The 26,345-nt window shown below is 60.8% G+C and carries 20 protein-coding genes; 8 read left to right on the forward strand and 12 right to left on the reverse strand.

The window, feature by feature from the left end:
- Nucleotides 1-99: 99 nt before the first annotated feature.
- The gene (locus OK411_RS20310) at nucleotides 100-1,494 is read left to right on the forward strand and encodes a class II fumarate hydratase (RefSeq protein ID WP_056788329.1); all 1,395 of its coding nucleotides are present in this window, start codon (nucleotides 100-102) and stop codon (nucleotides 1,492-1,494) included.
- 108 nt (nucleotides 1,495-1,602) lie between these two features.
- On the opposite strand, the gene OK411_RS20315 is transcribed toward OK411_RS20310, so the two are convergent.
- On the reverse strand, nucleotides 1,603-2,562 hold the full coding sequence (locus OK411_RS20315; RefSeq protein WP_186567789.1) for a DMT family transporter: 960 nt from the start codon (nucleotides 2,560-2,562) through the stop codon (nucleotides 1,603-1,605).
- A gap of 209 nt (nucleotides 2,563-2,771) precedes the next feature.
- On the opposite strand from OK411_RS20315, the gene OK411_RS20320 reads away from it, so the two are divergent.
- Nucleotides 2,772-2,963 (forward strand): DUF6316 family protein, encoded by a 192-nt coding sequence (locus OK411_RS20320; protein ID WP_129997355.1) that lies wholly within the window; start codon nucleotides 2,772-2,774, stop codon nucleotides 2,961-2,963.
- 59 nt (nucleotides 2,964-3,022) lie between these two features.
- Here OK411_RS20320 and OK411_RS20325 read toward each other — a convergent pair whose 3' ends face one another.
- Nucleotides 3,023-4,207, reverse strand: coding sequence for a thiolase family protein (locus OK411_RS20325; protein WP_024013885.1), 1,185 nt, complete (start codon nucleotides 4,205-4,207; stop codon nucleotides 3,023-3,025).
- Nucleotides 4,208-4,310: 103 nt separating this feature from the next.
- A complete protein-coding gene (gene pap, locus OK411_RS20330) occupies nucleotides 4,311-5,825 on the reverse strand; it encodes a polyphosphate:AMP phosphotransferase (RefSeq protein ID WP_016770941.1) in 1,515 nt (504 codons plus the stop codon).
- 535 nt (nucleotides 5,826-6,360) lie between these two features.
- Here pap and mnmC point away from each other — a divergent pair.
- Nucleotides 6,361-8,340 (forward strand): bifunctional tRNA (5-methylaminomethyl-2-thiouridine)(34)-methyltransferase MnmD/FAD-dependent 5-carboxymethylaminomethyl-2-thiouridine(34) oxidoreductase MnmC, encoded by a 1,980-nt coding sequence (mnmC, locus tag OK411_RS20335; RefSeq protein WP_264365599.1) that lies wholly within the window; start codon nucleotides 6,361-6,363, stop codon nucleotides 8,338-8,340.
- A 3-nt stretch (nucleotides 8,341-8,343) separates the two neighbouring features.
- Here mnmC and OK411_RS20340 read toward each other — a convergent pair whose 3' ends face one another.
- On the reverse strand, nucleotides 8,344-13,167 hold the full coding sequence (locus OK411_RS20340; RefSeq protein WP_264365600.1) for an NEL-type E3 ubiquitin ligase domain-containing protein: 4,824 nt from the start codon (nucleotides 13,165-13,167) through the stop codon (nucleotides 8,344-8,346).
- Between the two features lie 318 nt (nucleotides 13,168-13,485).
- Here OK411_RS20340 and OK411_RS20345 point away from each other — a divergent pair, with 318 nt between their 5' ends.
- The 4 genes from OK411_RS20345 (at nucleotide 13,486) to OK411_RS20360 (ending at nucleotide 18,763) form a co-directional block, all read left to right on the forward strand.
- Complete coding sequence (locus OK411_RS20345; protein ID WP_264365601.1) at nucleotides 13,486-15,258, forward strand: N-acetylglutaminylglutamine amidotransferase; 1,773 nt, start codon at nucleotides 13,486-13,488, stop codon at nucleotides 15,256-15,258.
- A gap of 3 nt (nucleotides 15,259-15,261) precedes the next feature.
- Nucleotides 15,262-17,010: an N-acetylglutaminylglutamine synthetase gene (gene ngg / locus OK411_RS20350; RefSeq protein ID WP_264365602.1), complete on the forward strand. Its 1,749-nt coding sequence runs from the start codon at nucleotides 15,262-15,264 to the stop codon at nucleotides 17,008-17,010.
- A gap of 165 nt (nucleotides 17,011-17,175) precedes the next feature.
- Entirely contained in the window at nucleotides 17,176-18,366 is a 1,191-nt protein-coding gene (locus tag OK411_RS20355) for an osmoprotectant NAGGN system M42 family peptidase (protein WP_024013890.1), read from the forward strand.
- A 169-nt stretch (nucleotides 18,367-18,535) separates the two neighbouring features.
- Complete coding sequence (locus OK411_RS20360) at nucleotides 18,536-18,763, forward strand: YheU family protein (RefSeq protein ID WP_003172962.1); 228 nt, start codon at nucleotides 18,536-18,538, stop codon at nucleotides 18,761-18,763.
- 5 nt (nucleotides 18,764-18,768) lie between these two features.
- Here OK411_RS20360 and csrA read toward each other — a convergent pair whose 3' ends face one another.
- The 3 genes from csrA to OK411_RS20375 form a co-directional block, all read right to left on the reverse strand.
- Nucleotides 18,769-18,954, reverse strand: a complete 186-nt coding sequence (gene csrA, locus OK411_RS20365) for a carbon storage regulator CsrA (RefSeq protein ID WP_024013891.1) — start codon at nucleotides 18,952-18,954, stop codon at nucleotides 18,769-18,771.
- Between the two features lie 133 nt (nucleotides 18,955-19,087).
- Nucleotides 19,088-19,420, reverse strand: coding sequence for a YnfA family protein (locus OK411_RS20370; protein ID WP_016770946.1), 333 nt, complete (start codon nucleotides 19,418-19,420; stop codon nucleotides 19,088-19,090).
- 63 nt (nucleotides 19,421-19,483) lie between these two features.
- Complete coding sequence (locus OK411_RS20375; protein ID WP_101156344.1) at nucleotides 19,484-20,299, reverse strand: SDR family oxidoreductase; 816 nt, start codon at nucleotides 20,297-20,299, stop codon at nucleotides 19,484-19,486.
- Between the two features lie 329 nt (nucleotides 20,300-20,628).
- Here OK411_RS20375 and OK411_RS20380 point away from each other — a divergent pair, with 329 nt between their 5' ends.
- Entirely contained in the window at nucleotides 20,629-20,781 is a 153-nt protein-coding gene (locus OK411_RS20380; RefSeq protein WP_003183939.1) for a DUF3309 family protein, read from the forward strand.
- Nucleotides 20,782-20,853: 72 nt separating this feature from the next.
- Here OK411_RS20380 and OK411_RS20385 read toward each other — a convergent pair whose 3' ends face one another.
- The 5 genes from OK411_RS20385 to OK411_RS20405 form a co-directional block, all read right to left on the reverse strand.
- The gene (locus tag OK411_RS20385; protein ID WP_056788312.1) at nucleotides 20,854-22,947 is read right to left on the reverse strand and encodes an LTA synthase family protein; all 2,094 of its coding nucleotides are present in this window, start codon (nucleotides 22,945-22,947) and stop codon (nucleotides 20,854-20,856) included.
- A gap of 314 nt (nucleotides 22,948-23,261) precedes the next feature.
- Complete coding sequence (locus OK411_RS20390; protein WP_056788309.1) at nucleotides 23,262-23,867, reverse strand: START domain-containing protein; 606 nt, start codon at nucleotides 23,865-23,867, stop codon at nucleotides 23,262-23,264.
- Nucleotides 23,868-23,907: 40 nt separating this feature from the next.
- Nucleotides 23,908-24,162: a YkgJ family cysteine cluster protein gene (locus tag OK411_RS20395; RefSeq protein WP_016770949.1), complete on the reverse strand. Its 255-nt coding sequence runs from the start codon at nucleotides 24,160-24,162 to the stop codon at nucleotides 23,908-23,910.
- A 163-nt stretch (nucleotides 24,163-24,325) separates the two neighbouring features.
- Complete coding sequence (locus OK411_RS20400; protein ID WP_024013892.1) at nucleotides 24,326-24,799, reverse strand: hypothetical protein; 474 nt, start codon at nucleotides 24,797-24,799, stop codon at nucleotides 24,326-24,328.
- A gap of 77 nt (nucleotides 24,800-24,876) precedes the next feature.
- Nucleotides 24,877-26,316 carry a PLP-dependent aminotransferase family protein gene (locus OK411_RS20405; RefSeq protein WP_024013893.1) on the reverse strand — a complete coding sequence of 480 codons (1,440 nt, stop codon included), beginning with the start codon at nucleotides 26,314-26,316 and terminating at the stop codon, nucleotides 24,877-24,879.
- Nucleotides 26,317-26,345: the final 29 nt, after the last annotated feature.

Below are 26,345 nucleotides of genomic sequence, written 5' to 3' on the forward strand. Positions count from 1 at the left end.
CTTGATTGGCGGGGTTTTGCGGTCAACAATCGAGCCGATGGAACCACCCGGGCCGACGCCGGCCTAAATTGCGCCAACAGACCAACAGGAGTGTGCACGATGAGCCGTATCGAAACCGACAGCCTGGGCCAGATCGAGGTCCCGGACGACGCTTACTGGGGTGCTCAGACGCAACGCTCGCTGATCAACTTCGCCATTGGTCAGGAACGCATGCCGCTACCGGTGCTGCACGCCCTGGCGCTGATCAAGAAAGCCGCCGCACGGGTCAACGACCGCAACGGCGACCTGCCTGCCGACATCGCCCGCCTGATCGAACAGGCCGCCGATGAAGTGCTCGCCGGCGAGCATGACGAGCAGTTCCCGCTGGTGGTCTGGCAGACCGGCAGCGGCACCCAGAGCAACATGAACGTCAACGAAGTGATCGCCGGTCGCGCCAACGAACTGGCCGGCAACCCGCGCGGCGGCAAGTCGCCGGTGCACCCGAACGATCACGTCAACCGCTCGCAAAGTTCCAACGACTGCTTCCCCACCGCCATGAGCATTGCCACCGCCAAAGCGGTGCAGGAACAACTGCTGCCGGCGATTGCCGAGCTGTCCGGCGGCCTCGCTGAGCTGGCGGCGCGGCATATGAAACTGGTGAAGACCGGGCGCACGCACATGATGGACGCGACGCCGATCACCTTCGGTCAGGAACTGTCCGGCTTCATCGCGCAACTGGATTACGCCGAGCGCGCGATTCGTGCCGCGCTGCCGGCAGTCTGCGAACTGGCTCAGGGCGGCACCGCCGTTGGTACCGGTTTGAATTCACCGCACGGCTTCGGTGAGGCGATTGCCGCTGAACTCGCAGCACTGTCCGGTCTGCCGTTCGTCACCGCGCCGAACAAGTTCGCTGCACTGGCCGGTCATGAACCGCTGGTAACACTGTCCGGCGCGCTGAAAACCCTCGCCGTGGCCTTGATGAAGATCGCCAACGACCTGCGTCTGCTGGGCTCAGGTCCTCGCGCAGGTTTCGCTGAAGTGAAGCTGCCGGCCAACGAACCCGGCAGCTCGATCATGCCCGGCAAGGTCAACCCGACCCAATGCGAAGCGCTGTCGATGCTCGCCTGTCAGGTGCTCGGCAATGACGTGGCGATCGGTTTTGCCGCCAGTCAGGGGCACTTGCAGCTGAACGTGTTCAAACCGGTGATCATCCACAACCTGCTGCAATCGATCCGTCTGCTTGGTGATGGCTGCAGCAACTTCCAGCAGCACTGCATCGCCGGGCTCGAACCGGATGCGGAGGTCATGGCCAGGCATCTGGAACGTGGATTGATGCTGGTGACCGCGCTGAACCCGCACATCGGTTATGACAAGTCGGCGGAGATCGCCAAGAAGGCTTACAGCGAAGGGCTGACTTTGCGTGAGGCGGCGTTGCAGCTGGGTTATCTGACTGATGAAGAGTTCGATGCCTGGGTGCGGCCGGAGAACATGATCGAGGCTGGCGCCAAGGGCTGAGTCATTTAGCGCCTGAAAATCCGTCTTCGCGAGCAGGCTCGCTCCCACAGGAAAATTGCATTGCAAAGTGGGAGCGAGCCTGCTCGCGAATTCAGGCGCCGCCGATCGTCAGCCTGGCACAACCCTGGCCCGCCGCGCCCTGAGCCCGGCAATCAACGACGGCCCCAACGCCACCAGCGCCGAACCCAGCACCACCAGCACCGCCCCGCCATAGCCCAGCGCATTGATCTGCTCGGCATGCACGTAGTCCGGCCAGATCCGCGCCGCAATCGCCACCGCCACAAACGTCACCAGCGGCGTGATTGCCAATGTTGCGCTGACCCGCGATGCTTCCCAGTGCGCCAGCGCTTCGGCGAATGCGCCGTAGGCGATCAAGGTGTTCATGCAGCACGCCAATAGCAGCCAGCCCTGCAACGGGCTCAGGTTCAGCGCTTCAAGCGGATGCACCCACGGCGTCAGCAATAGCCCGCAGAACAGATAGATCACCATCATCACCTGCAACGAATTCCACACCGTCAGCAATTGCTTCTGGCCCAGCGCATAGAAGGTCCAGACCGTCGACGCCAGCAGCACCAAGAGCACGCCGGCGGTGTAGTCGGACAGCGAAGTCAGCAGCTCGGCCAGGCGCTGATTGAAGAACAGGCCAAAGCCGATCAGCAACACCAGCAAGCCGATGCCCTGGCCGATGCTGAAGCGCTCCTTGAACACGAACAGACTGGCGATCAGCAGCATGATCGGACCCATTTGCACCACCAATTGCGCAGTGCCGGGGCTGAGCAGGTTGAGGCCCATCAGGTACAGCACGTAATTGCCGACCAGCCCCAGTACCGCCATCAGCACCAGCCAGCCACCCTTGGGCCCTAGCACCTTGCGACTTGGCAGGCGCTTGACCGACGCCAGATAGATGAACAGGCAGCCACCGGACACCATCAGGCGAAACCAGGTCACCGTGACCGGGTCCATCACCTGCAATACCTGTTTGAGCTTGATCGGCAGGATGCCCCACAGAAACGCGGTCAGCAGCGCCAGGAACAGTCCGTACACCCAGCGCCCCGATGAAATGTGCATGCGAACCCCAAAAGCCTGCTGACAAGAGCACTCATTCTAGGCGTCCGGCTGCGCACAACACAGGGACAGTTACCGGCAGGCCGCGAATGAAACTGTGCAGGTCGCAGCAGTAAACCGGCGCGCCGCCGTTGATCGGCCGGGCAGGCGCGCCAAGTGCTTCAGGCATAAGCTGATTGCAGACTTTCAACGCATTGATCAGGGAGACCGACATGTACGCCATGCGCGCCGAGGACAGCGCCCCCGCCACCCGTTTTCGCAGCGACCGCGTGTGTCGGGTCAATGGCGAGCTGTATTTCAGCACCCGGGAAAATACCCTCGAAGGGCCGTTTGACGGTCAGGTGATCGAGCGGGAGATTCAGGCTTATATAGCGCGGATGCAGCGGCAGGGTTCCAGCCGCTGAGCCGTGGCGCTGCCTTCGCGAGCAGGCTCGCGAAGGGGCCTGAACAGGCAACCAATCCTTTAGCGCACGGCCTCAAACAACCCACTCGCCCCCATCCCGCCACCCACGCACATGGTGACGATGCCGTAGCGCAAATTGCGTCGCTGCAATTCCCGGATCAAATGCCCGACCTGACGCGAGCCGGTCATGCCGAACGGGTGGCCGATGGAAATCGAGCCGCCGTTGACGTTGTATTTGTCGTTGTCGATCTCCAGCCGGTCGCGGCTGTACAGGCACTGCGAAGCGAACGCCTCGTTCAACTCCCACAGATCGATATCCGCCACTTGCAAACCCTTGGCCTTAAGCAGTTTCGGCACCGAGAACACCGGGCCGATGCCCATTTCGTCCGGCTCGCAGCCGGCGACGGTGAAGCCACGGAAAAACGCTTTCGGCTTGAGCCCCAGTTCCAGGGCTTTATCCAGGCTCATCACCAGCGTCATCGAGGCACCATCGGACAGCTGCGAGGAATTGCCCGCCGTCACCGAACCGTCGTCGGCGAACACCGGTTTCAAACCGGCAAGGCTTTCGTAGGTGGTGTCCGGGCGGTTGCAGTCGTCGCGCTCGACGACGCCGTCGACAATCTGCACTTCGCCACTGTGCTTGTCCTCGACGCGGTATTTCACCGCCATCGGCACGATTTCATCATCGAACAAACCCGCAGCCTGGGCCTGGGCCGTGCGGATCTGGCTTTGCAGCGCATAGCGATCCTGCGCTTCGCGGCTGACGCCGTAACGTCGTGCCACCACTTCGGCGGTCTGGCCCATGGTGTAGTAGATGCCGGGAGTCTGTTGCTTGAGCAGCGGGTTGATCAGGTGATCGGTGTTGACGCTTTTCAGGGTCAGGCTGATCGACTCGACGCCGCCGGCAACGATGATGTCGCTGCAACCGGAGGCGATCTGGTTGGCGGCAATCGCAATGGCCTGCAAGCCCGAGGAGCAGAAACGGTTGAGGGTCATGCCGGCGGTGCCGGTGCCCAGGCGCGACAGTACCGCGACGTTGCGGCCGATGTTGTAGCCCTGCGCGCCCTCGTTGGAGCCGGCGCCGACGATGCAGTCCTCGACGCTGGCCGGGTCGATATCGTTGCGGGTCAGCAGGGCATTGACGCAGTGGGCCGCCATGTCATCGGGGCGGGTCTGGTTGAACTTGCCGCGAAAGGATTTGGCCAGGCCGGTCCGCACGCTGTCGACGATCACCACTTCACGCATGGCATACCTCATTGTTGTTGTCGGTTGAAAGTGGACCTGAGCATAAGTCCACCTTCTTGCCGACCGCGAGGATCATTCACCCGGCGTATGCGCGGCCATCGCCTCAGTCCTTGTGCTTTTTGGCCTTCTTGTCGGATTTCTCGAACGCGTCTTCCAGCGCGCGGTTGATGGTGCGCAATACTTTCACTCGTGCCCAGCGTTTATCGTTGGCCTCGACCAGCGTCCACGGCGCGATCTCGGTGCTGGTGCGATCGACCATGTCGCCGACCGCCCGGCGATAGTCGTCCCACTTTTCCCGATTGCGCCAGTCGTCCTCGGTAATTTTGAAGCGCTTGAAGGAAATCTCCTCGCGCTCCTGAAAGCGCTCCATCTGCGTGTCCTTGTCGATCGCCAGCCAGAACTTGACGACGATGACGCCGGCATCGGCCAGTTGCTCTTCGAAGTCGTTGATTTCGCCGTAGGCGCGCAGCCAGTCGGCCGGGGTGCAGAAGCCTTCGATCCGCTCGACCAGCACCCGCCCGTACCAGGAGCGGTCGAACACGGTGAATTTGCCCCGCGCCGGAAGGTGTCGCCAGAACCGCCACAGGTAGGGTTGCGCGCGCTCTTCTTCGGTCGGCGCGGCGATCGGGACGATGCTGTACTGACGTGGATCGAGCGCCGCTGCCACGCGGCGAATCGCCCCGCCCTTGCCGGCTGCGTCGTTACCCTCGAACACCGCGACCAGCGCATGGCGACGCATGCGTTTGTCGCGCATCAGTCCGGACAGACGCGCCTGTTCGGTGATCAGTTGTTCTTCATAGTCTTTCTTGTCCAGACGCTGGGTCAGGTCGAGGCTGTCGAGCAGGTTCAACTGATCGACCGGCGTGCCCAGCGGCGCGGCACTGACTTCGTGGGGATTGACGTCGGCACGCTTGAGCGCACTTTGCAGGCCTTCGAGGAGAATCTTGCCCACCGCCAGGCTGCGGTAATTGGCATCGACGCCTTCGATGACATGCCACGGCGCGTAATCGCGGCTGGTGCGGCGCAACACCCGCTCGCCGTATTTGACGAACTTGTCGTAGGTCTGCGACTGCTGCCAGTCCAACGGGCTGATGCGCCAACTGTGCAGCGGGTCGTCGGCCAGCGATTTTAGCCGCGCTTTCATCTGCTTCTTGGACAGGTGAAACCAGAACTTGAAGATCAGCGCGCCTTCATCGCAGAGCATTTTTTCCAGACGCTCGGCGCCGGCGATGGCCTGGTCCAGACGCGGATCCTTGAACAACCCATGCACCCGCCCCTGGAGCATCTGGCTGTACCAGTTGCCGAAGAACACGCCCATCCGCCCCTTGGCCGGCAGCATGCGCCAGTAGCGCCACGCCGGTGGCCGCGCCAGTTCTTCATCGGTTTGCTGGTCGAAGGTGCGCACTTCGATCAGGCGCGGGTCCATCCATTCATTGAGCAGCTTGACCGTCTCGCCCTTGCCCGCCCCTTCGATGCCGTTGATCAGGATGATCACCGGAAAGCGTTTCTGCTGCTGCAACTCGAACTGCGCTTCCAGCAAGGCTTCACGCAGCGCAGGGACGGCCGCCTCATAAGTGTCTTTGTCGATGGCGTGACCGATTTCAGCGGATTCAAACATTGGACGGCTCCTTCCAGGGTTCAGCAAGACTAGCGGATTGGGCACGGGCGCAGGGCAGAAATTCCCACGAACTCAGGACGGAATGAGAACTTTGTGGTGAGCGGATTTATCGTTGACTGGCTGTGCAGTAGTCGTAGATCGGGGAAGTGCGGTTTGGATCGGGAAAACGGGGTGGATGGTTTTGGGACTGCTTCGCAGTCCAGCGGGGATAAATCCCCTCGCCACAGGGTTCTTTTCACCGCGAGTCTTGTGGTTTTGGGACTGCTTCGCAGTCCAGCGGGGATGAATCCCCTCGCCACAGGGTTCTTTTCACTGCGAGTCTTGTGGTTTTGGGACTGCTTCGCAGTCCAGCGGGGATAAATCCCCTCGCCACAGGGTTCTTTTCACTGCGAGTCTTGTGGTTTTGGGACTGCTGCGCAGTCCAGCGGGGATGAATCCCCTCGCCACAGGGTTCTTTTCACCGCGAGTCTTGTGCTGGATCGGTAGTACCGGCGCGATCGGCTAGAATGGCCGCCTTGTGTTTGCCGAGCCTGCCATGAAAGCCGAAATGCCCCACGCCCAACTCGACTGGGACGACCAGGGACGCCCACGTTCGCGGGTGTTCGATGACGTGTATTTTTCCGATCAGTCGGGGCTGGAGGAAACCCGTTACGTGTTTCTTGAGCAGAACCGTCTGGCCGAGCGCTTTGCTGCGCTGCCGGCGGATGGACGCCTGGTCATTGGCGAAACCGGTTTCGGCACCGGGTTGAATTTTCTCTGCGCCTGGCAGTTGTTCGAACAGCACGCGGTGGCCGGCGCGCGTTTGCATTTTGTCAGCGTCGAGAAGTACCCGCTGGCGCCTGCGGATCTGCGCCGAGCCTTGGCACTGTGGCCAGAACTCATGCCATTGGCGGATCAGTTGCTCAGGCATTACGTGGCGATTCATCAAGGCTTTCAACGCATCACTCTGGCCAACGGCCGCGTGACGCTGACCTTGCTCATCGGCGATGCGCTGGAGCAACTGCCGCAACTCGATGCGCAGATCGACGCGTGGTTTCTCGACGGTTTCGCTCCGGCGAAAAATCCGGACATGTGGACCGCTGAGCTGTTCGTCGAACTGGCGCGCCTGGCTGCGCCGGGATCGACTATCAGCACCTTCACCAGCACCGGTTGGGTCCGGCGTCTGCTCAACGCTGCCGGGTTCAAGATGAAGCGCACACCGGGCATCGGCCACAAGTGGGAAATCCTGCGTGGCGAATTTCTCGGCTGGCCCGCCGAGGTGGCGGCGCCCATACCGGCGAAACCCTGGTTCGCCCGCCCTGCTCCGTTGCGCGGTGAGCGCCGGGCGCTGGTGATCGGCGCGGGCCTGGCTGGCTGCGCGACAGCGTCGAGTCTGGCGGCGCGCGGCTGGCAGGTGAGTCTGCTCGAGCGCCACTCGGCGGTGGCGCAGGAAGCTTCGGGGAATCCGCAAGGCGTGCTCTATCTCAAGTTGTCCGCCCATGGCACGGCGTTGTCGCAGTTGATTGTCAGTGGCTTCGGTTACACCCGACGCCTGCTGGAAAGCCTGCAACGCGGCAGCGACTGGGATGACTGCGGCGTGCTGCAATTGGCGTTCAATGCCAAGGAAGCCGAGCGCCACGCGCAACTGGCGGCGGCGTTTCCTGAAGATCTCTTGCAGTGGCTGGAACAACCCGAAGCGCAGGCTCGCGCCGGTGTCGGCGTGGCCCACGGCGGTTTGTTCTACCCCGAAGGCGGCTGGGTGCATCCGCCAGCGCTGTGTCAGGCCCAGGCGATGCACGCCAACATTGAATTGCTCAGCCATCACGAAGCTTTGGAGCTGCGTAAAGTCGCTGACCAGTGGCAAGCGTTCGACGGCGAGCGTTTGCTCGCCAGTGCGCCGGTGGTGATCCTGGCCGGTGCTGCCGAAATCAAACGTTTTGCCCAGAGTGCCGAATTGCCGCTCAAGCGCATTCGCGGACAAATTACGCGTCTGCCTGAAACCGCAGACAGTCGTGAGCTGGCCACCGTGGTGTGCGCCGAAGGCTACGTCGCCCCGGCGCGTCTGGGCGAGCACACCCTGGGCGCGAGTTTCGACTTCAACAGCGACGACCTGACGCCCACGACTGCCGAGCACCAAGGCAACCTGGCGATGCTCGAAGAAATTTCCAGCGATCTGCTGAGCCGTCTGAACATCAGCGAGCAGCCAATTGAGAGCCTTGAGGGCCGCGCAGCCTATCGCTGCACCAGCCCCGATTACCTGCCGATTGTCGGCCCGCTCGCTGATCTGCAAACCTTCAATCAAACCTACGCTGCATTGAGCAAAGACGCCCGACAAGTGCCGGACATCGCCTGCCCATGGCTCGATGGTCTGTACGTCAACAGCGGCCACGGTTCTCGCGGGCTGATCACCGCGCCGCTGTCCGGCGAGCTGCTCGCCGCGTGGCTGGACAACGAGCCGCTGCCGTTGCCGCGCAGCGTGGCCGAAGCGTGCCATCCCAACCGGTTTGCCTTGCGCAAACTGATTCGCGGCAAGTGAATATCAGATGTCCGGCATCACACAGAGGCCGAGATCCATCAGGCGTATCGACTCTTCGGTCAGGCGCTTGATCACTGCCTCTTGTGCCTGCTCCTTTTCAAGCTGGAGGGCATTCGCCTGACTCACATAGTCGGCACTGAGGAGGGTGTCCGCCTGCTCATCGAGGGCACTCATGCGCGGCGCGAACGATTCATCGATCATTGAAAATTTGCGCGTAAACGTACGCTTCAGATAATCACGCCAGAACGTTCGCTCCTGCATGTATTTCAGCCATTGCGGGGAAAGTTCGGCAGTCATCACGCGATTTCTGGCGACCTCAAGATCAGCGGCTGTCACGCCACTCTGGGCATCGAACAGCATACCTTTCGGTTGACCGCGCAGCCCCAGCTCATCGGTCAGACCGATGCGATAAGCAAGGTTCATTTCCAGTGCATCGACCTTCGGCGCCCGGAGCGAATGCTCCAGGGCAATTTCTTCCAGCTTGTCCAGCCTGAACAGACTGCGGCCCAGTTCCAGCAGAGCCTTGGCAGTGACCTTGCGGCCGCTTGCCGCGCTGGTTACCCGCTCGACTTCCACCTCGACTTCCAGGCGACTGAACACCAGCGTTGCGTTGTCGGTGCAATGAAGCGGATCGGCAGCCGTGTCGAGCACTTGTTCACACAGCGGCCCGTCAGCTTCGGCCGCCTTCAATACCGCCCAGACGCGTCGCTGCAAGTCGGCGCTGGCCTTTTTCCCGTCCGCGGTATCGCCCAGTTGCGCCAGCACGGTGAACAACCCATCGGCCTTCGGCTCGTTTCGCAATGCCGTCCAGATCCGCGTCTGTTCTGCCCACTCCTCGCCACTGTTCTTGGTCAACCAGAGCGAGCGGGCGTGTTGCTCGTTCATCCTGGCGATGTCATCGGGGAGGTAGTCCATACCGATGCCGAAATTATCGCGATAGTTTTCCAGATGCGTTTTGCTGCGTTCGGAAAAAGGATTCAGTCCCAGCTTGAGTGCGCTGGTGAAATGGCGTGTTTTCTGGAATAACCAGTCGGGCAGCTCTTTGATTTTATTCCCGGTCAGGTTCATCAATTCAATGTGGACGGAATTGGACAGGCCTTCTGGCAGCTCCGTGATGCCGGTGTCTTGCAAGGACAAGCGGCGCAGTTGCGTCATTTGACTGAAATCAGGGGTGGCGCCCAACGGATTCTTGTCCAGATTCAGGTAGCGTAAAGCGCTCAGCCTGTTCAGCTTCGCCAGGGTCTGCTCGGTCAGCTTGAGCTGATTGTTTGCCAAGTTCAGCCGTTGCAGACGCGGCATGTGCGACAACACTTCAGGCAACCGGGTGATCGTGTTGCTGCCCAGTTCCAGTAGCTCGAGCTGTTTGAAGGACTTGAGGAAGTGCGCGACATCATCACCCAGCGCCATGTTGCGCATCGACAATTGCTCTATGTGGTCGAAGCTCACCGACGGCGGCAATGTTGGCACCTTACCGATGCGCATGCCGTCAAGGTTGAGGGTACAGAGGCTTTTTCCCTCTTCGTTGGTGGCCCAATGAAAGCGTCGAAATCCTTCTTCGATCAACTCGGCGGCGATTTTCCGGCTGTGCCGCGCTTCGGCCAGATCGCCCCCCATGGCTTTCAGTGCGGCGGCATCTTCGCTCCAGACAAACAGCGCGTCACGCAGGGTCTGCAGATCCTGACGCAGGGCTTTGATGCGGGTCGCACGGCTCAACGGATCATCGCCCAGCTCATCGAGCAATTGGCTGAGCTGCTGCTGATTCAAGCGCGGATACAGTTTGCGCGCCTTGCGCAGCAGCGCCCGCGAATGCTCCGTCCCGGCAGCCTGATCGCTCTGCATGCAGGCCGGCTCGACAAGCCGAGGCTCAAACGTGCCGCGAACCAATGTCTGCGCCGTCTCCTCGCGTTCATCCAGCGCTGCATCGAGCAATTTGCTGCGCAAGCGCACGGTGTCGGCCTGTGCAGACTCGCCCAACCCGGCGGCCGTCCGCTGACGCAACGGCAGCGCTTTGAGAATCGCGCTGTACAGATCCCCCGGCGCTGCTGCCACTTTGCCAAGTGACTTGCCGTCGCCACTGAACGCCTCGTAACCGGCAGCAGACTTCACCAGCGAGCAGGTATTTTCGGGTTTCGCAGCAGCATCGCCGATGGCTTCCAGGATCGGCCCGGCGAGTGTCTTGTCACGCACTTGCAAGCGCAATTGCGCATCCCAGCCGCGCAGTCGTGGCAGCAACTGAATGGCCAGTTTGTCGGTATCGGCATTGGCCAGTCGTGGCCAATGCAAACCTGCCAGGGCACGATCGAGTCGCACTGCGTTGATGTTTTGCCTGACGCGTTGCCCCATCCGTAACGGCACCTGCCCGGTCTCGCGCAGATGCAATCGTTCGATACTCGGCGCGCGCTCGATCACCTGCTGCCCATGGCGCGTCGCAATGGCGGCAAAGACCTTGCGCAACTTCAGCACATCGTCCGCCTCGCTCCGGTCATAACGCTGATACATACGCTCAAGCACCTCACGATGATCCGTCTTCAGCGCCGCGCCGAGCTTTTTTGCCAGCGCCGACTCTTCCAGGCTGGCGGCGGTTTTACCGCCGAGCAAAGCATCGACTTCGTTCTGGTACAGGCCATCAATGACCGTTCGCAGCAACTGCCCCGCCGCCAGTTGTTCACGGCTGACTGCCACGCTCAGAGCTTCGTCGGGCTCGCGGGTCGATGGATAAGTTGCCTCGACGCTGCCATCGGCGTCGGTAACCTCGATGTAGCGGTCGGTTGGCCAGCCCTTGAGCTTGGGCAATGCGTGCAATTGCTCCTCGGCGGGCTGGCCGGAATGTACTTCGCCGGCCTGCAGTTCGCGGGTCAGCTGGCGCAGTTGACGGGAGAGACGCACGCGTTCCACCGTGTCGCGCAGACGCTCCGGCAACGCCAGGTTATCGTTGAACGCCTGGAGCAATTGGTCATGACTGGTGCCACTGAGCCGACGCATGTTATCCAGGTCGCTGTCGGTGAATTCGCTCAGGTGCGGGTCGATGCGTTTGAGTGTGTACGCAGAACTGCCCCACTCCTCGGGCTCTTCGCCAGGAATGCGCCAGCCGCCCTCAACGTGTCGGGCCAACTCCGGGGCATAGGCGTCAGCGCGACTGGCATGCTCCAGACGCCACAGGCTGGCATCGGCATCGTAACTGCCGGCAAAGAATCGATGATCGACACGCCCAAGGGTTTTGCGGCCCACCTGATAAAACTCCTTGGAGCTGGCATCAATGGTGAATCCCGCCGGGAGTGAATGCTCATAGGCAACGAGATCGGGCTTCCACAGACGTGCCTTGCCTGCGTGATTGAGGATGGCCCGAAATTGCCTGAAGAACTCCGGGTGCGAGCGCAGCAGTTTGCCGCCCAGCGTGCCCAACGCCTTCTGCCCGCCGGCAAACGCCGCCATCAGCGCGATGTTCTCCACCACGCTGAGCAGGTGCGAAAGCGCTTGCTGATGATCGCCACGCTGCCAGTCTTCGACCCCTTCATACACTTCGCCGAGCAATTGCCCGACCGCAACGCCCATCATCAGTTGGCCAAGGACCGGCACAAACATGCCTGCCACTGACGCGATGGTCACGCCCAGCTGGAGAAAATCCAGCAGACGTTTCTGGCGTGCGTCCTCATCGATATCTGCCGTCGGCACCGCCAGTTTGCGCGCATCGATCTGTAATTTGCCGACGTGACTCTGCACCATGAAATCAAAAAGCGGGACACTCATCGACAGTTGCCTGATGAGGCCCAACTCGCCTTTTTCCTCGAACGTTTTGAAGAAATCGGCCTTGTCATCCTCATCTAGGCATCGACCGAAATAATCCTTGTAGTCCGGTTTGCGCAGTTGTTGCGTGAGATAGTTTTTGAAGGCATTGAAGCTCGGATATTCGTACAACGCCCTCTCGGGCTCGCCCGCCATGTAGACCAGGCAGCCATCCTCGGGATGCTCCTGCACCGAGCGCGCGCAGAACACCACGACGCCCCACACGCAGCTGTCCAGTATCTCGATGCCCTGCATGATCATCGGGTCGTTGCCGTGGTGCAGGGTTGCCGACGCCACGCCCTGGGCGTCAATCAGATCCTGCAGCATGCGCAATCCCTGCGGAGTGATATCAGCCTTGAGCGCGGCCAGATGAGCGTCGAGCTGCAACAGGCTTTTTTTCATCGCGCCAATGTCGCGGGTCAGGACGCTACTGGTCACGACTTTGCCGTCGGCATCGCGCAGGCCGAAGACTTGCTGGAAATGTTGCTGATATTGCTTGCCCAGGTCGAGCGTGCGGCACAACGCGGCGAACGCCTGCGGTGTCAGGCCCTGCACTCCCGCAGGCGCACTGGCAATGCGCACGACACTGCCGGACGGGAAACCATCGGCTTGCTCCTCGTCTTCAGTGAAGTTCTGCATCGCCGCCTGCAGCAGGGTTTGCTCGGCGTGTTTTACGACATCGATACCCGCTTGGTTGGTCGCCGTCGCGTCGCAGCCGCAATCGTCACCCGGCAGACTGAGCACATCCTGTTCGACGTCATAGACCGCCGGCCACTTGGCGTTCAACGCAGCGGTGAGTTCTTTTTTGCAGAAACCGCGCAACGATTGCAATCCGGCCAGATCCTTGGCCACTTTGAGCTGCAGGCGATGCAGCTCGCGAGCGGTCTGATCCAGCGTCGCCAGCGTGTCGGTCGAAGCCTTGAGCAAATAAGGCGGCAGACTTTTCTCCACGGCTTCGGCCGTGTCGAGGTCTGAGGTGGCTTCCAGCAGCGTGCCGAGCACTGAAGATGGAGCAAGGTTTTGTTTCTGTTGCTGCACTGACATGGCAATAGTCCTTTATTGCTGTTGGGGCTTTCGACCTTAGCGATGGTGTGAATGAATTGATAATGGAAAAAACTGCTGGCAAATGCCGCAAACACACGCAGTTTTTCGGCCTATAAAACAGCCCGCTACCGCCCTGCAAAAAAAACCGGCTAACGCTGCCAGGGCGCCCTCTAGCACCCACCTGCAGAGGCTGTAACGCCGCGCTTATAACTTATCGATCTAAAACTCCGCCTACCGTGACAGGTCAGTTTCTGAGTACCCGCACTTTTCGCGTGGTACGGCTTGACCTTCCCCAACGGAAAAACCGGTAAGGACTTTATGTGCGGATTAGCTGGCGAGTTACGTTTTGATCAACAACCTGCAGACCTTGCAGCGATCGAGAGAATCACCCATCACCTGGCCCCTCGCGGCCCTGACGCGTGGGGCTTCCATGCCCAAGGGCCGATTGCCCTGGGCCATCGACGCCTGAAAATCATGGACCTGTCGGACGGCTCGGCGCAGCCGATGATCGACAGCCAACTGGGCCTGTCCCTGGCGTTCAACGGTGCGATCTACAACTTCCCGGAACTGCGCGCAGAGCTTGAAGCACTGGGTTATGCCTTCTATTCGGGTGGCGACACCGAAGTGCTGCTCAAGGGTTATCACGCCTGGGGCGAAGCATTGCTGCCGAAGCTCAACGGCATGTTCGCCTTCGCCATTTGGGAGCGCGATGCCAAGCGCCTGTTCATCGCCCGTGACCGTCTCGGCGTGAAGCCGCTGTACCTGTCGCGCACTGGCCAACGCCTGCGCTTCGCCTCGGCACTGCCGGCGCTGCTCAAGGGCGGCGACATCAACCCGATCCTCGATCCGGTGGCGCTCAATCACTATCTGAATTTCCACGCGGTCGTACCTGCGCCGCGCACCTTGCTGGCCGGTATCGAAAAACTGCCGCCTGCCACCTGGATGCGCGTTGAAGCCGATGGCCGCACCGAGCAGAAAACCTGGTGGAACCTGCCCTACGGCCCGAATGAAGACGAGAAAAACCTCAATCTGGAAGACTGGGTCGATCGCGTCCTCGACAGCACCCGCGAAGCGGTGGCGATTCGTCAGCGTGCGGCAGTGGATGTCGGTGTGTTGCTTTCCGGCGGTGTCGATTCGAGCATGCTCGTCGGCCTGTTGCGCGAAGTCGGCGTAGAGAATCTGTCGACCTTTTCCATCGGTTTCCAGGATGCCGGCGGCGAGCGCGGCGACGAGTTCCAGTATTCGGACCTGATCGCCAAGCACTACGGCACCCGCCACCATCAGTTGCGCATCGACGAGAAAGAAATCATCGAGCAACTGCCCGCCGCCTTCCGCGCAATGAGCGAACCGATGGTCAGCCACGACTGCATCGCGTTCTATCTGTTGTCCCGCGAAGTGGCCAAGCACTGCAAAGTGGTGCAGAGCGGCCAAGGCGCGGACGAACTGTTTGCCGGTTACCACTGGTATCCGCAGGTCGACGGCGCGGCGGACCCATACGCGGCCTACCGCGATGCGTTCTTCGATCGCAGCTACGACGACTACGCGGCGACGGTCCAGCCGAAATGGCTGGTCGACCACGATGCGGCGGGCGATTTCGTCAAACAGCACTTTGCCCAGCCCGGCGCCGAGGCTGCTGTGGACAAGGCGCTGCGTCTGGACAGCACGGTGATGCTGGTCGATGACCCGGTCAAACGCGTCGATAACATGACCATGGCCTGGGGCCTGGAAGCGCGTACGCCGTTTCTCGACTATCGACTGGTCGAACTGTCGGCCCGTGTGCCGGGCAAATTCAAGCTGCCCGATGGCGGCAAGCAAGTGCTGAAAGAAGCTGCGCGCCGGGTCATTCCAAGCGAAGTGATCGACCGCAAGAAAGGCTACTTCCCGGTGCCGGGTCTCAAGCACTTGCAGGGCGACACACTCAATTGGGTGCGCGAGCTGCTGCTGGATCCGGGCCAGGATCGCGGCCTGTTCAACCCGAGCATGCTCGACAAGCTTCTGACTGATCCGCAAGGCCAGCTGACCCCATTGCGCGGCTCGAAACTGTGGCAACTGGCGGCCCTGAACCTGTGGCTCAGTGAACAAGGAATCTGATTGATGAAACCCCATGCCACGTCCATCAACCAACGCCTGTTGCGTGGTCAGGCCCCCTCGTATGAACGTTTGCAGGCGCGCCTGGCCGAAGACGGCAGCGAGCCTGCCAGCGCCCCGATTGCCGTGCATTGCGGTTGGGGCCGGCTGCTGATCGGTCACACCTTTCCCGATCCGGCGTCACTGGCGCAGGAGCTGCTCAACGAGCAACCCGGCGAGCGCGATATCGCCCTGTATGTTGCCGCACCGCAGCAGATTCTCGGCCTTGAGCCGACGCAGCTGTTTCTCGACCCATCCGACACCCTGCGTTTGTGGTTCAGCGATTACCGGCAGGCCACGCGAGTGTTTCGCGGCTTCCGCATTCGTCGTGCGCAGAGCGAAACCGACTGGCAAGGCATCAACCGTTTGTACCAGGCACGCGGCATGTTGCCGATCGATCAGGAGCTGCTCACGCCACATCATCAGGGCGGCCCGGTGTACTGGCTGGCGGAAGACGAAGACAGCGGCGCGGTGATCGGCAGTGTCATGGGCCTCAATCATCAAAAAGCCTTCAACGATCCGGAACATGGCAGCAGCCTCTGGTGCTTGGCGGTCGACCCGCATTGCTCGCGCCCCGGCGTCGGCGAAGTGCTGGTGCGGCACCTGGTCGAGCATTTCATGAGTCGCGGCCTGGCTTATCTGGATCTGTCGGTGCTGCACGACAATCGTCAGGCGAAAAACCTTTACGCCAAACTGGGTTTCCGCAACCTGCCGACCTTCGCCATCAAGCGCAAGAACGGCATCAACCAGCCGCTGTTTCTCGGCCCGGGCCCGGAGGCGAATTTCAATCCTTACGCGCGGATCATCGTCGAAGAAGCGCATCGACGCGGTATCGACGTGCAAGTCGATGACGCCGACGCCGGGCTGTTCACCCTCAGCCATGGCGGCCGTCGCGTGCGCTGCCGCGAGTCGCTGAGCGATCTGACCAGTGCGATCAGCATGACCCTGTGCCAGGACAAAAGTCTGACCCACAAGGTGCTCAAGGCCGCAGGCCTGAAACTGCCGGCGCAGCAACTGGCGGGCAATGCCGACGACAACCTGGCCTTCCTTGATGAGCACCAACGGGTGGTGGTCAAGCCTCTCGATGGCGAACAGGGCCAAGGCGTCGCGGTGGATCTGCGCACCATCGAAGAAGTGCAGAAGGCTATCGAAACGGCGAAGCAGTTCGACAGCCGCGTGCTGCTGGAAAGCTTCCACGAAGGCCTTGATCTGCGCATTGTGGTGATCGGTTTTGAAGTGGTGGCGGCGGCGATTCGCAAGCCCGCCGAAGTGGTCGGCGATGGTCAGCATTCGATTGGTGCGCTGATCGAAGCGCAGAGCCGCCGCCGGCAAGCCGCCACCAGTGGCGAAAGCAAGATTCCGCTGGACCACGAAACCCAACGCACGCTGCATGCCGCCGGTTACGACTACAGCAGCATCCTGCCGGCCGGCGAGCATCTGTTCGTGCGGCGCACGGCCAACCTGCACACCGGCGGGACGCTGGAAGACGTGACCGACATTCTTCATCCAACGCTGGTCGACGCGGCCGTGCGTGCGGCGCGGGCGCTGGATATTCCGATGGTCGGGCTCGATCTGATGGTGCCGGCGGCGGATCAGCCCGAGTACGTGTTCATCGAAGCCAACGAACGCGCCGGCCTCGCCAACCATGAACCGCAGCCGACGGCGGAACGCTTTGTCGATCTGTTGTTTCCGCATAGTCAGCCGGCTGTCTCTTGAACCATCGTTGTTCCGGCTGACGCCTTCGCGAGCAGGCTCGCTCCCACAGGGGAATGCATTCCAAATGTGGGAGCGAGCCTGCTCGCGAAGAGGCCCTGAACGTCACCACCAATTTTCCTCATCGAAACCATCGGTGTGCTCAACCCATCAGGAGTTTCCATGACCATGACCACACAAATCCCTGAACCGGATCTGGCTTACCTGCAAAAAGTCCTGCTGGAAATGCTCGCCATTCCCAGCCCTACCGGGTTCACCGACACCATCGTGCGCTATGTCGCCGAGCGTCTTGAAGAGCTGGGCATTCCGTTCGAAATGACTCGGCGCGGCACCATCCGCGCGACCTTGAAGGGCAAAAAGAGCAGCCCTGACCGCGCGGTGTCTGCGCACCTGGACACCATCGGCGCCGCTGTGCGTGCGGTGAAAGACAACGGTCGCCTGACCCTCGCGCCGGTCGGTTGCTGGTCGAGCCGCTTTGCCGAAGGCAGCCGGGTCAGCCTGTTTACCGACACCGGGGTGATTCGCGGCAGCGTGTTGCCGCTGATGGCGTCCGGGCATGCGTTCAACACCCAGGTCGATGAAATGCCGATCAGTTGGGACCATGTCGAGCTGCGTCTGGACGCCTACTGCACGACCAAGGCCGATTGCGAGTCGCTGGGCATTCATGTCGGCGACGTGGTGGCCTTCGATCCGCTGCCCGAGTTCACCGAAAGCGGCCATATCAGCGCCCGCCACCTCGACGACAAGGCCGGTGTTGCCGCATTGCTCGCTGCTCTGAAGGCGATTGTCGACAGCGGCCAGGAACTGAACATCGATTGCCATCCGCTGTTCACCATCACCGAAGAGACCGGAAGCGGTGCAGCGGCGGCATTGCCGTGGGACGTCAGCGAGTTTGTCGGCATCGACATCGCACCGGTCGCCCCCGGCCAGCACTCGAGCGAACACGCCGTGAGCGTGGCGATGCAGGATTCGGGCGGGCCGTATGACTATCACCTGTCGCGGCATCTGTTGCGTCTGGCCGATGAACACGAATTGCCGGTGCGACGTGACATGTTCCGCTATTACTTCAGCGATGCGCACTCGGCGGTCACCGCCGGCCACGACATCCGCACCGCCCTGCTCGCTTTCGGCTGCGATGCCACCCACGGCTACGAGCGTACGCACATCGACAGTCTGGCAGCGCTCAGCCGTTTGCTCGGTGCGTACATCCTCAGCCCGCCGGTCTTTGCCAGCGACGCGGCACCGGCCAATGCTTCACTGGATCGCTTCAGCCATCAGATCGAGCATGACACGCAGATGGAAAGCGAAACCCGCGTGCCGCCGGTGGACAGTCTGGTGGGGCAGCGTTCTGACAGTTGAGCCTTCGGTGAACAGTTAACCGCCTTCGCGAGCAGGCTCGCTCCCACAGGGATCGCATTTCAAATGTGGGAGCGAGCCTGCTCGCGAATTGCCCGGCACGGCCAATACAGAACTGGCAGACGAAACCCAATCCCCGTAGCATCCCGACATTGATTTGACCGAGGTGCCCATGCTCATTCCCCACGACGCGCTTGAAGTCGACACCCTCACCCGCCTTATCGAGGATTTCGTCACCCGCGACGGTACCGACAACGGCGATGACACCCCGCTGGAAACCCGCGTCCTGCGCGTGCGTCAGGCACTGACCAAAGGCCAGGCATTGATCGTGTTCGACCCGGAAAGCGAACAGTGCCAGCTGATGCTCAAGCACGACGTACCCAAGCATTTGTTCGACTGAAGCCGTCAGCCAGCCTTTGCTGCGGCCTCCTTGCGCTTGATCCGGTCATAGACCTCGGCGCGGTGTACATGGACCTTTTTCGGCGCCTCGACGCCGAAGCGCACGCTGGAGCCGTTGACCGACAGAACACGCAGGGTGATGTCGTCTCCGATTGAAATCAACTCACCGACCACACGGCTGAGTACAAGCATGGGATTCATCCTTCAGGACTGGCAAACCCTGAAGATGCGCGGCTTACAGCGTCTTCACAATCCACGACGAGCAAATCAGTCTTGCCCTACAGCTGCCCACGCCCGCAGCTGTCAGACGCTTCGCACAAACGCCTCAGGCAGCGGAAAAGCGCGGCCCGAACAGAATGATGCTGGCACCGACCACGCACAGCGCCATGCCAATCCAGTCCGAGCCCAGCGGACGCACCCGCTCGACCACCGCCAGCCAGCCAATCGAAGCAACGATGTAGATCCCGCCATACGCGGCATAGGCGCGCCCGGCGTAGGCCGCTTCCACACGGGTCAGCAACAGCGCGAACAGGGTCAGGCTGAGCAACGCGGGAATCACCCACAACGCACTCTTGCCCTGGCGCAGCCACATGTAGAAGGCAAAACAGCCGGCGATTTCAAACAGCGCCGCAAGGAAGAACCACAAGTAATTGAGCATGGAGGCGTCTCGACAGGGTGACCGTGGCGGCCACCCTAACGACGCGGCGGGCATCGAACAAGATCAAGCGTTGTTTTGTTTGGCCTTGGCGCGCATTTTCTCGGCCATGGAAGTCATTTCGTTGTAGAGCAGTTGCGGATTCTTCTGTTTCAGCGCCCAGGCCATGCGCCCTTGTTCGTGGGGCAGGATCATGAACTCACCGGCGGCGACTTGCTGATAGATGTAGTCAGCGATGTCGGCGGCACTGATTGGCGAACTTTCCAGTAACTTGCCGACCTGGGCTTTCATGGCCGGGGTCGGGCCACGGAAAGAATCGAGCAAGTTGGTCTGGAAGAACGATGGGCAAACCACATGCACCGCCACTTCCTGTTGCGCCAGTTCGATCAGCAGACTTTCCGACAACGCCACCACGCCGGCCTTGGCCACGTTGTAGTTACTCATTGCCGGGCCTTGCATCAACGCGGCCATGGAGGCGATGTTGATGATCTTGCCCTTGCTCTGTTCCAGCAGCGGCAGGAACGCCTTGCAGCCCTTGACCACACCCATCAGGTTGATCGCGATCTGCCAGTCCCAGTCTTCCAGCGACAACTCGCTGAAGAATCCGCCCGAGGCGACGCCGGCATTGTTGACGATGATGTCGATGCCGCCGAGCTTCTCTTCGCAGGCCTGGGCGAAGGCGGTGAGCTGGCTGTAATCACGCACGTCGCAGCGCTGGATGAAGCCGTCACCGCCCGCCTCGCGCACCAGTTTCAGGGTTTCCTGCAGGCCGGGTTCACTGACATCGGACAAGGCCAGCCGCCAGCCTTCACGGGCCCAGCGCAGGGCGATTTCGCGACCCAGGCCTGAGCCTGCACCAGTGATCATCATGCGATTTTGCATAGCGGACAGCCTTGTTGTTCCGGGAGAGATGCGCCGAGTGTAGCGAAGGAACTTCGTTCACCCACGCTCCATCCAGTTGCTGAATGGAGGATCAAAAGATTCCAGCCGTCATCGTTCCGGTTGGCCTCATGTAGGAGCTGACGAGTGCAACGAGGCTGCGATCTTTTTGCTGGAAAGGAAATAACCGAGCAATCCAAATACATTAAAAAAACATTGAATTATTTTTCACCGGCGCAAGTCGGAACATGTAAGCCGGCTGGAATTTAGTTGCTCTCCAGCTGCCCACTGAGCATCAAGACTCTTCCAGACTCTGAACAAGGAAATCACCCATGGGCACAATTCTAATCATCATCCTGATCCTGTTGCTGATCGGTGGTCTGCCGGTCTTCCCGCACTCCAGAAGTTGGGGTTATGGCCCGTCGGGTATTATCGGCGTGGTGTTGGTCGTGCTGCTGGTGCTGTTGTTACTCGGCAAGATATGACGATTTGAAGCTGTAAAAAAAGAGGCCCCTTTGCAAGGGCCTCTTTTTTATTGCGTGGACTTTAACCAGTTATCAGTCCGGCTTGCCGTGAATGACACCGGCGGTGTTATCGAGCAGGCTCTTGGTCGCGGTTTGCAGGAACGCCTCAAGTTTGAGTTTGAGTTCGGCAGTGCGCGGCGCGTCCGGTACAACTTCGGCGTGCGGGTTGGCGCCCAGCTGATATTTCCAGATTTTAGGGCCCATGTCCTTGTCACGCGGCAACACCAGAATCTCATCGGCGGTGACGATGGCGGTGGTCTGCTCGCTGCCCGAAGGCTTGATCACGCCAAAACCGGTGTCGCCCTGCGGCAGGTTGAGCAGGTCGCGGCCCCAGCACTGGTGACGCACTTCGCCACCGAGACGGCCCATGATGGTCGGCACGATGTCGATCTGCGTGCCCACGGTGTGGTCGCGGGTACCGAACTTCTGCTGGATGCCCGGGGCAATCATCAGCATCGGCACGTTGAAGCGACCCAGGTCCATTTCGGTGATCTGACGCTCGTTGCCGAAGCCGTGGTCGCCGACGATGACGAACAGGGTTTCGTTGAAGTACTTCTCTTTGCGCGCCTTCTCGAAGAACTGGCCGAGCGCCCAATCGGAATAGCGCATGGCGGTCAGGTGTTCGTTGAGGCTGCCACGGTCAGTGACGCGCTCGACCGGCAATGGCGTGGGCAAGGCGTACGGCGTGTGGTTGGACAGGGTTTGCAGCAATGCGTAAAACGGCTTGCCGTTTTCCCGCGCCTTCAGTTCCTGCAGGCCACGATCGAACATGTCCTGGTCGGACACGCCCCAGGTCGGATCGGAGAACACCGGATTGACGAAGTCGTTGCGGCCAACGAAGTTGGTCATGCCCTGGTTGCTGAAGAAGCCCGACTGGTTATCCCAGGCGAAGTCGCCGTTGTAGACGTAGACATCGTCATAGTCGCGGGCGCTGAGCAGCTGCGGCAGGCCGGACAGTTTGTGGCTGCCTTCCGGGGTCTGCATCAGGTATTCGAAACCCGGCAGGTTGGGGAAGCAGGCCATGGTCGCGAACATGCCCTGGTGGGTGTGGGTGCCGTTGGAGAAGAAACGGTCGAACAGCAGACCTTCCTTCGACAGCTTGTCCAGGTACGGGGTGATATTGCCCGGCGCGCCCAAAGCACCGACCGAGTGACCGGCCATGCTTTCCATCAGGATCACCACGACGTTCTTGATCGGCAGGGTCTTGTCGGCCGGCGGCATGTAGTCGCGGCGAACAGCGGCGATGTCGGCATCGACCAGTTTGTCGTCCGGCATCAGCAGCATGTCGCGCACCACTTGCTGCGCCTGTTCCTGGGGCAGCGTGGCTTTCCAGATGTTGTCGCGGTCTTCGCCCATGCGCGCCTTGGCTGCGGCGACCAGCGACAGCGTGCCGTTGAGGCCGAGCTGGTTGGCGAAGTTGGAATCGGTGGTGTAGACGTCACCCCAGCGCATCGGCGGGCCCTGACGCAAGGTGCCGCGAGCGGCGACGACGCAGATCAGCAGGCAGACCACGAACACCGCCAGGCGGGTGTACCACGGCGCAACCTGACGGGAGCTGACGCTACCGCCGCTGAACGGTCCGCGCGGGCGGGTAGCACGGTCGGCGCCTTTGAACGCCAGGGTCAGAATGACCGTGCCGATTACCCATGCCAGCACGTAGCGCACCACCGGGAAACCGTACCAGAGCATGCTCATTACGGTTTTCGGGTCTTCCTTCACGTACTGGAACACCAGACCATTGAGGCGCTGGTGAAACTCGCGGTAGAAGTCCATCTCCATCAGGCCGAGAAACAGCGCGATGCTCGAGGCGACGGTCAGCCACAGACGGAAGAAACCGCGCGCGGCCATGGCCCGGGCACTGAACAGCGCCAGCACCAGCGGAATGCACAGGTAGACCACCAGGCGCAGGTCGAAACGCAGACCGTTGACGAACGCTTCAAGGAAGGTCGCGGCCGGGGTGTCGAGGATCATCTCGCGGTTGTAGACCAGCAGCGCAAGGCGCAGCGCGGAAAACATGACCATCATGACCAGTGCGCACAGCAGCGTGTAGGCCAGATGCGATTTGACGGTCGGTTGCAGCAGGCGAGCAGAAGATCGCTGCTGATTCAGGGCGTCCGGGTTTGCCATGTCGTTTTAGGACCCATTGGAAGTTGAAGTTGCAAAAATACAGCGGCGCCAGGCCCTCTATTGGTCAGTCCAGACCCCGGGGCGTGCGCGGTGCGCAAATGTTGCACGATCGTTCACACCATTGCCATTGATTACTGCCCTGCCCTTCGAGACTTTCATTCAAAGGGCTGACAGCGCAATGGCAGGCAACAAGTGCGGGCGAATTGTCTTGGAGACTTTGTGAAAATTTCGTGCAACGCATATCTGGAAATACAATTTAGAGACAAAACAAAACGCCCCGAACCGGTCGGGGCGTTTTGCTTACAGCGAATTGATTATTTCTCGGCGCGTTCTTTCAGCGCTTTCAGGGTATTGAATGGCGCATCCACCACAAACTTGTTGGCGACCATGGCCGGCACGCTACCGCCCGGCTCGGTGTGCACCTGATAAGTCACTTCAACCTGATCGCCCTTAGGCACGAACTTCCAGAAGCCTTTGACCTGCTGAACCCGCACGAAACCTTTTTCTTCCGGCAGATAGGTCGGTACACCTTCAAGGTTCCGGGTCAGGCTGCCATCGGCACCTTCAACGGTGGTGATCTTCAGCACCGAATCACGCGGGGTCACCGGCCACGGCGTGTTGAATTGCGAATAGGTCCAGCTCAGATCGCCTTCGTGCTTGAGCAGTTTCTGGCTCTTGCACTCGTGAATCCACGCGCAGGCGCCAGAGACGTCTTCCTGCAAGGCGCGCAGTTTGGCAACGGTGGTTTTCATCAGCGCGACGCCTTGGTAGGACTTGTAGTCCGAACCGGGTATTTCGCTCAGGGAAACCTTGATGCCGTCTTCGTTCTTCGCCACTTTCCAGTCTTCTGCGTGGGCGACCGAAGTGGCAAGTACGGCAGTCAGACCACACAACACAGCGATACGGTGCAGCGAACCCATAGTGTTATTCCTTATTGTTGAAGTTCCGTTGGTGAACACATCACGCCGCCGTCATCTGCTCCCACCAGCCGATCAATCTGATCGCTTCTTCCGAACTGCTGCCGCACACCTCGACATCCGCAGCGAAGCCCGAGCAGACAGCCGGACGTTCCGGACGGCCGAAAATGCTGCACAGGTTATCGACCGACAGTTGCACGCAACGTTCGCCGGCGGGCTTGCCATCGGGCATGCCGGGGATCGGCGAACTGATGGAGGGGGCAATGCAGCAAGCGCCACAGCCTTCACGGCATTTCATGACGAACAGATCCTCGCGACGGGCGATGTGTAAAGAGACGGGAAACAGAGTAACCGCTAAAACGACTGTTTCAAATTGCTACGAGCGGGTTTTCAACGATAAGTAAAAGTGACCGGGCAGTCTCCGACGAAGCGTCTGCTCTGCGCGTTGCAGAGGGCCGCATCTATTGCTTGAATTCGAAATCCAGCGCCGCGCCTTCCACATCGCGTCGCGCTTCGTTGCGCAATTGCAGCTCCATTTCATTGCTGAGCAAGCGGCCGTTGAGCTGGAAGCCGTTATCTTTCTCGCCAAACATCTGCGGCAGGATCGCCTCGCGTTTGGGCAGCTCCACGGTGCCCTTTGGCTTCAAGTCTTCAACCATATCCTTGGGCAGGCTGAGATCGAGTTTTGCCGGCGGCAATTTGGTCTTTGCCACTTCACGGGCGGATTTCGATTTCGAGGCCACCGGGCGGCGCTTCTTCACCGTGGCGTTTTTTTTCGCCTGGGCTTTTTTTGCCGGAGCCGCGGTTTTGGTGGCTTTGTTCGTGGTACTGGTCGCTGCCGGTTTTTCCTGGGCTGCGGCCGCCATAGCACCCGGTGCCTGACCGACCATCAGCAAACCCAGCAATACCCACGCGGCAGGAACAATCGCTTTCATGGACCCAACGAACTAACGGCAGAGGGCCACATGCTCGCCTGTTGTGCGTCACATGACAAGCCTCAGCGCCTCCCCGTTCAGAATCCGCCAGCGGTTTCCTGACACAGTTGGGTGGCCAACAGACCCAGCGTCATCAGCGCCCGCTCCGCTTCGCGGTTCCACGGAATGCCGCAATTGAGGCGGATACAGTGGTTGAACTGCTCGGTATTACTGAAGATCAGCCCCGGCGCGATGCTGATGCCTTGTTGCAGCGCGCGGACATGCAATTCCTGAGTATTGACCCGCCCCGGCAAGCTCACCCAGAGGATGAAACCGCCCGTAGGCCGGGACATTTGCGTGCCCTCGGGGAAGTGCTGCTGCACCGCCAGCTGGAACGCGCTGAGGTTTTTCCGGTACTCCTGACGGATGTAGCGTAAATGCCGGTCATAACCGCCGTTTTCCAGATACGCGGCAATCGCCATCTGCGTAACGCTGCACGCCGAATGGGTGCTGAAGGTTTGCAGGCGCTGGATTTCCTGTTGGTATTTGCCGGCGATCATCCAGCCGATGCGCACACCCGGTGACAGGGTTTTGGAGAAGCTCGAGCAGTAGATCACCCGATCCAGGCGGTCGTAGGCTTTCAGCGCTTTGGTGCGGCCCTGTTCGAACATCAGTTCGCCGTAGATATCGTCTTCGACAATCTGAATGTCGAAATCCGAGGCCAGACGCAACAACTGTTTCTGCCGCTCTTCCGGCATGGTCCCGCCGAGGGGATTGCTCAGGCGCGTGGTCAGCACAAGTGCCTTGATCGACCATTGGTTGGCGGCCAGTTGCAAGGCCTCCAGGCTCATGCCGGTGGCGGGATCGCTGGGGATTTCGATGACTTTCAGGCCGAGCAGATCGGCCAGTTGCAGCAGGCCGTAATAGGTCGGCGATTCGGCAGCGATCAGATCGCCCGGCCGGGTCAGCACGCGCAACGACATCTGCAAGGCGTCGACACAGCCGTGGGTGATCACCACTTCCGACGGATCGACCACCACGCCAGCGTCACGCATGCGGATCGCCACTTGCCGGCGCAGCGGTTCGAAGCCGGGGCTGAACATGTAGCTGAACGCCCGAGGGCTGTGGAAGCGGGTGACCTTGGCCAATTGCTGATGCAGCGCGCGCACCGGCAGATAATCGACACTCGGCACCGCAGCGCCCAGCGGAAACACGCCTTCGCGGCGGGATTCGACCAATACCTGTTGAATGATGCTGCTGCGCGTCACCAGCCCCGGCCGTTCGACCCGGGCGATGTCCGGCGTCGGCGCGGTCAGCGCCGGGGTCTGGTGTACGTAGTAACCCGACTGTGGCCGGGCGCGGATCAGGCCCTGATCCTCAAGGTTGGCGTAAGCCTGCAACACCGTCGCATGGCTGACGTTGAGCTGCGAACTCATCTTGCGCACCGAAGGCACGCGCTCCCCCGGTTGATAGACACCACGGCGGATGTCTTCGGCCAGTTGCTGAGCAATACGTTGGTAGAGCAAGAGATTGGTCATGACGCAGCACTCGATTTCACGGGCGTTTT

Origin of the sequence: Pseudomonas sp. RG1, assembly GCF_025910115.1 — a bacterium.
In the GTDB taxonomy this organism is placed as follows: Bacteria; Pseudomonadota; Gammaproteobacteria; order Pseudomonadales; family Pseudomonadaceae; genus Aquipseudomonas; species Aquipseudomonas atacamensis.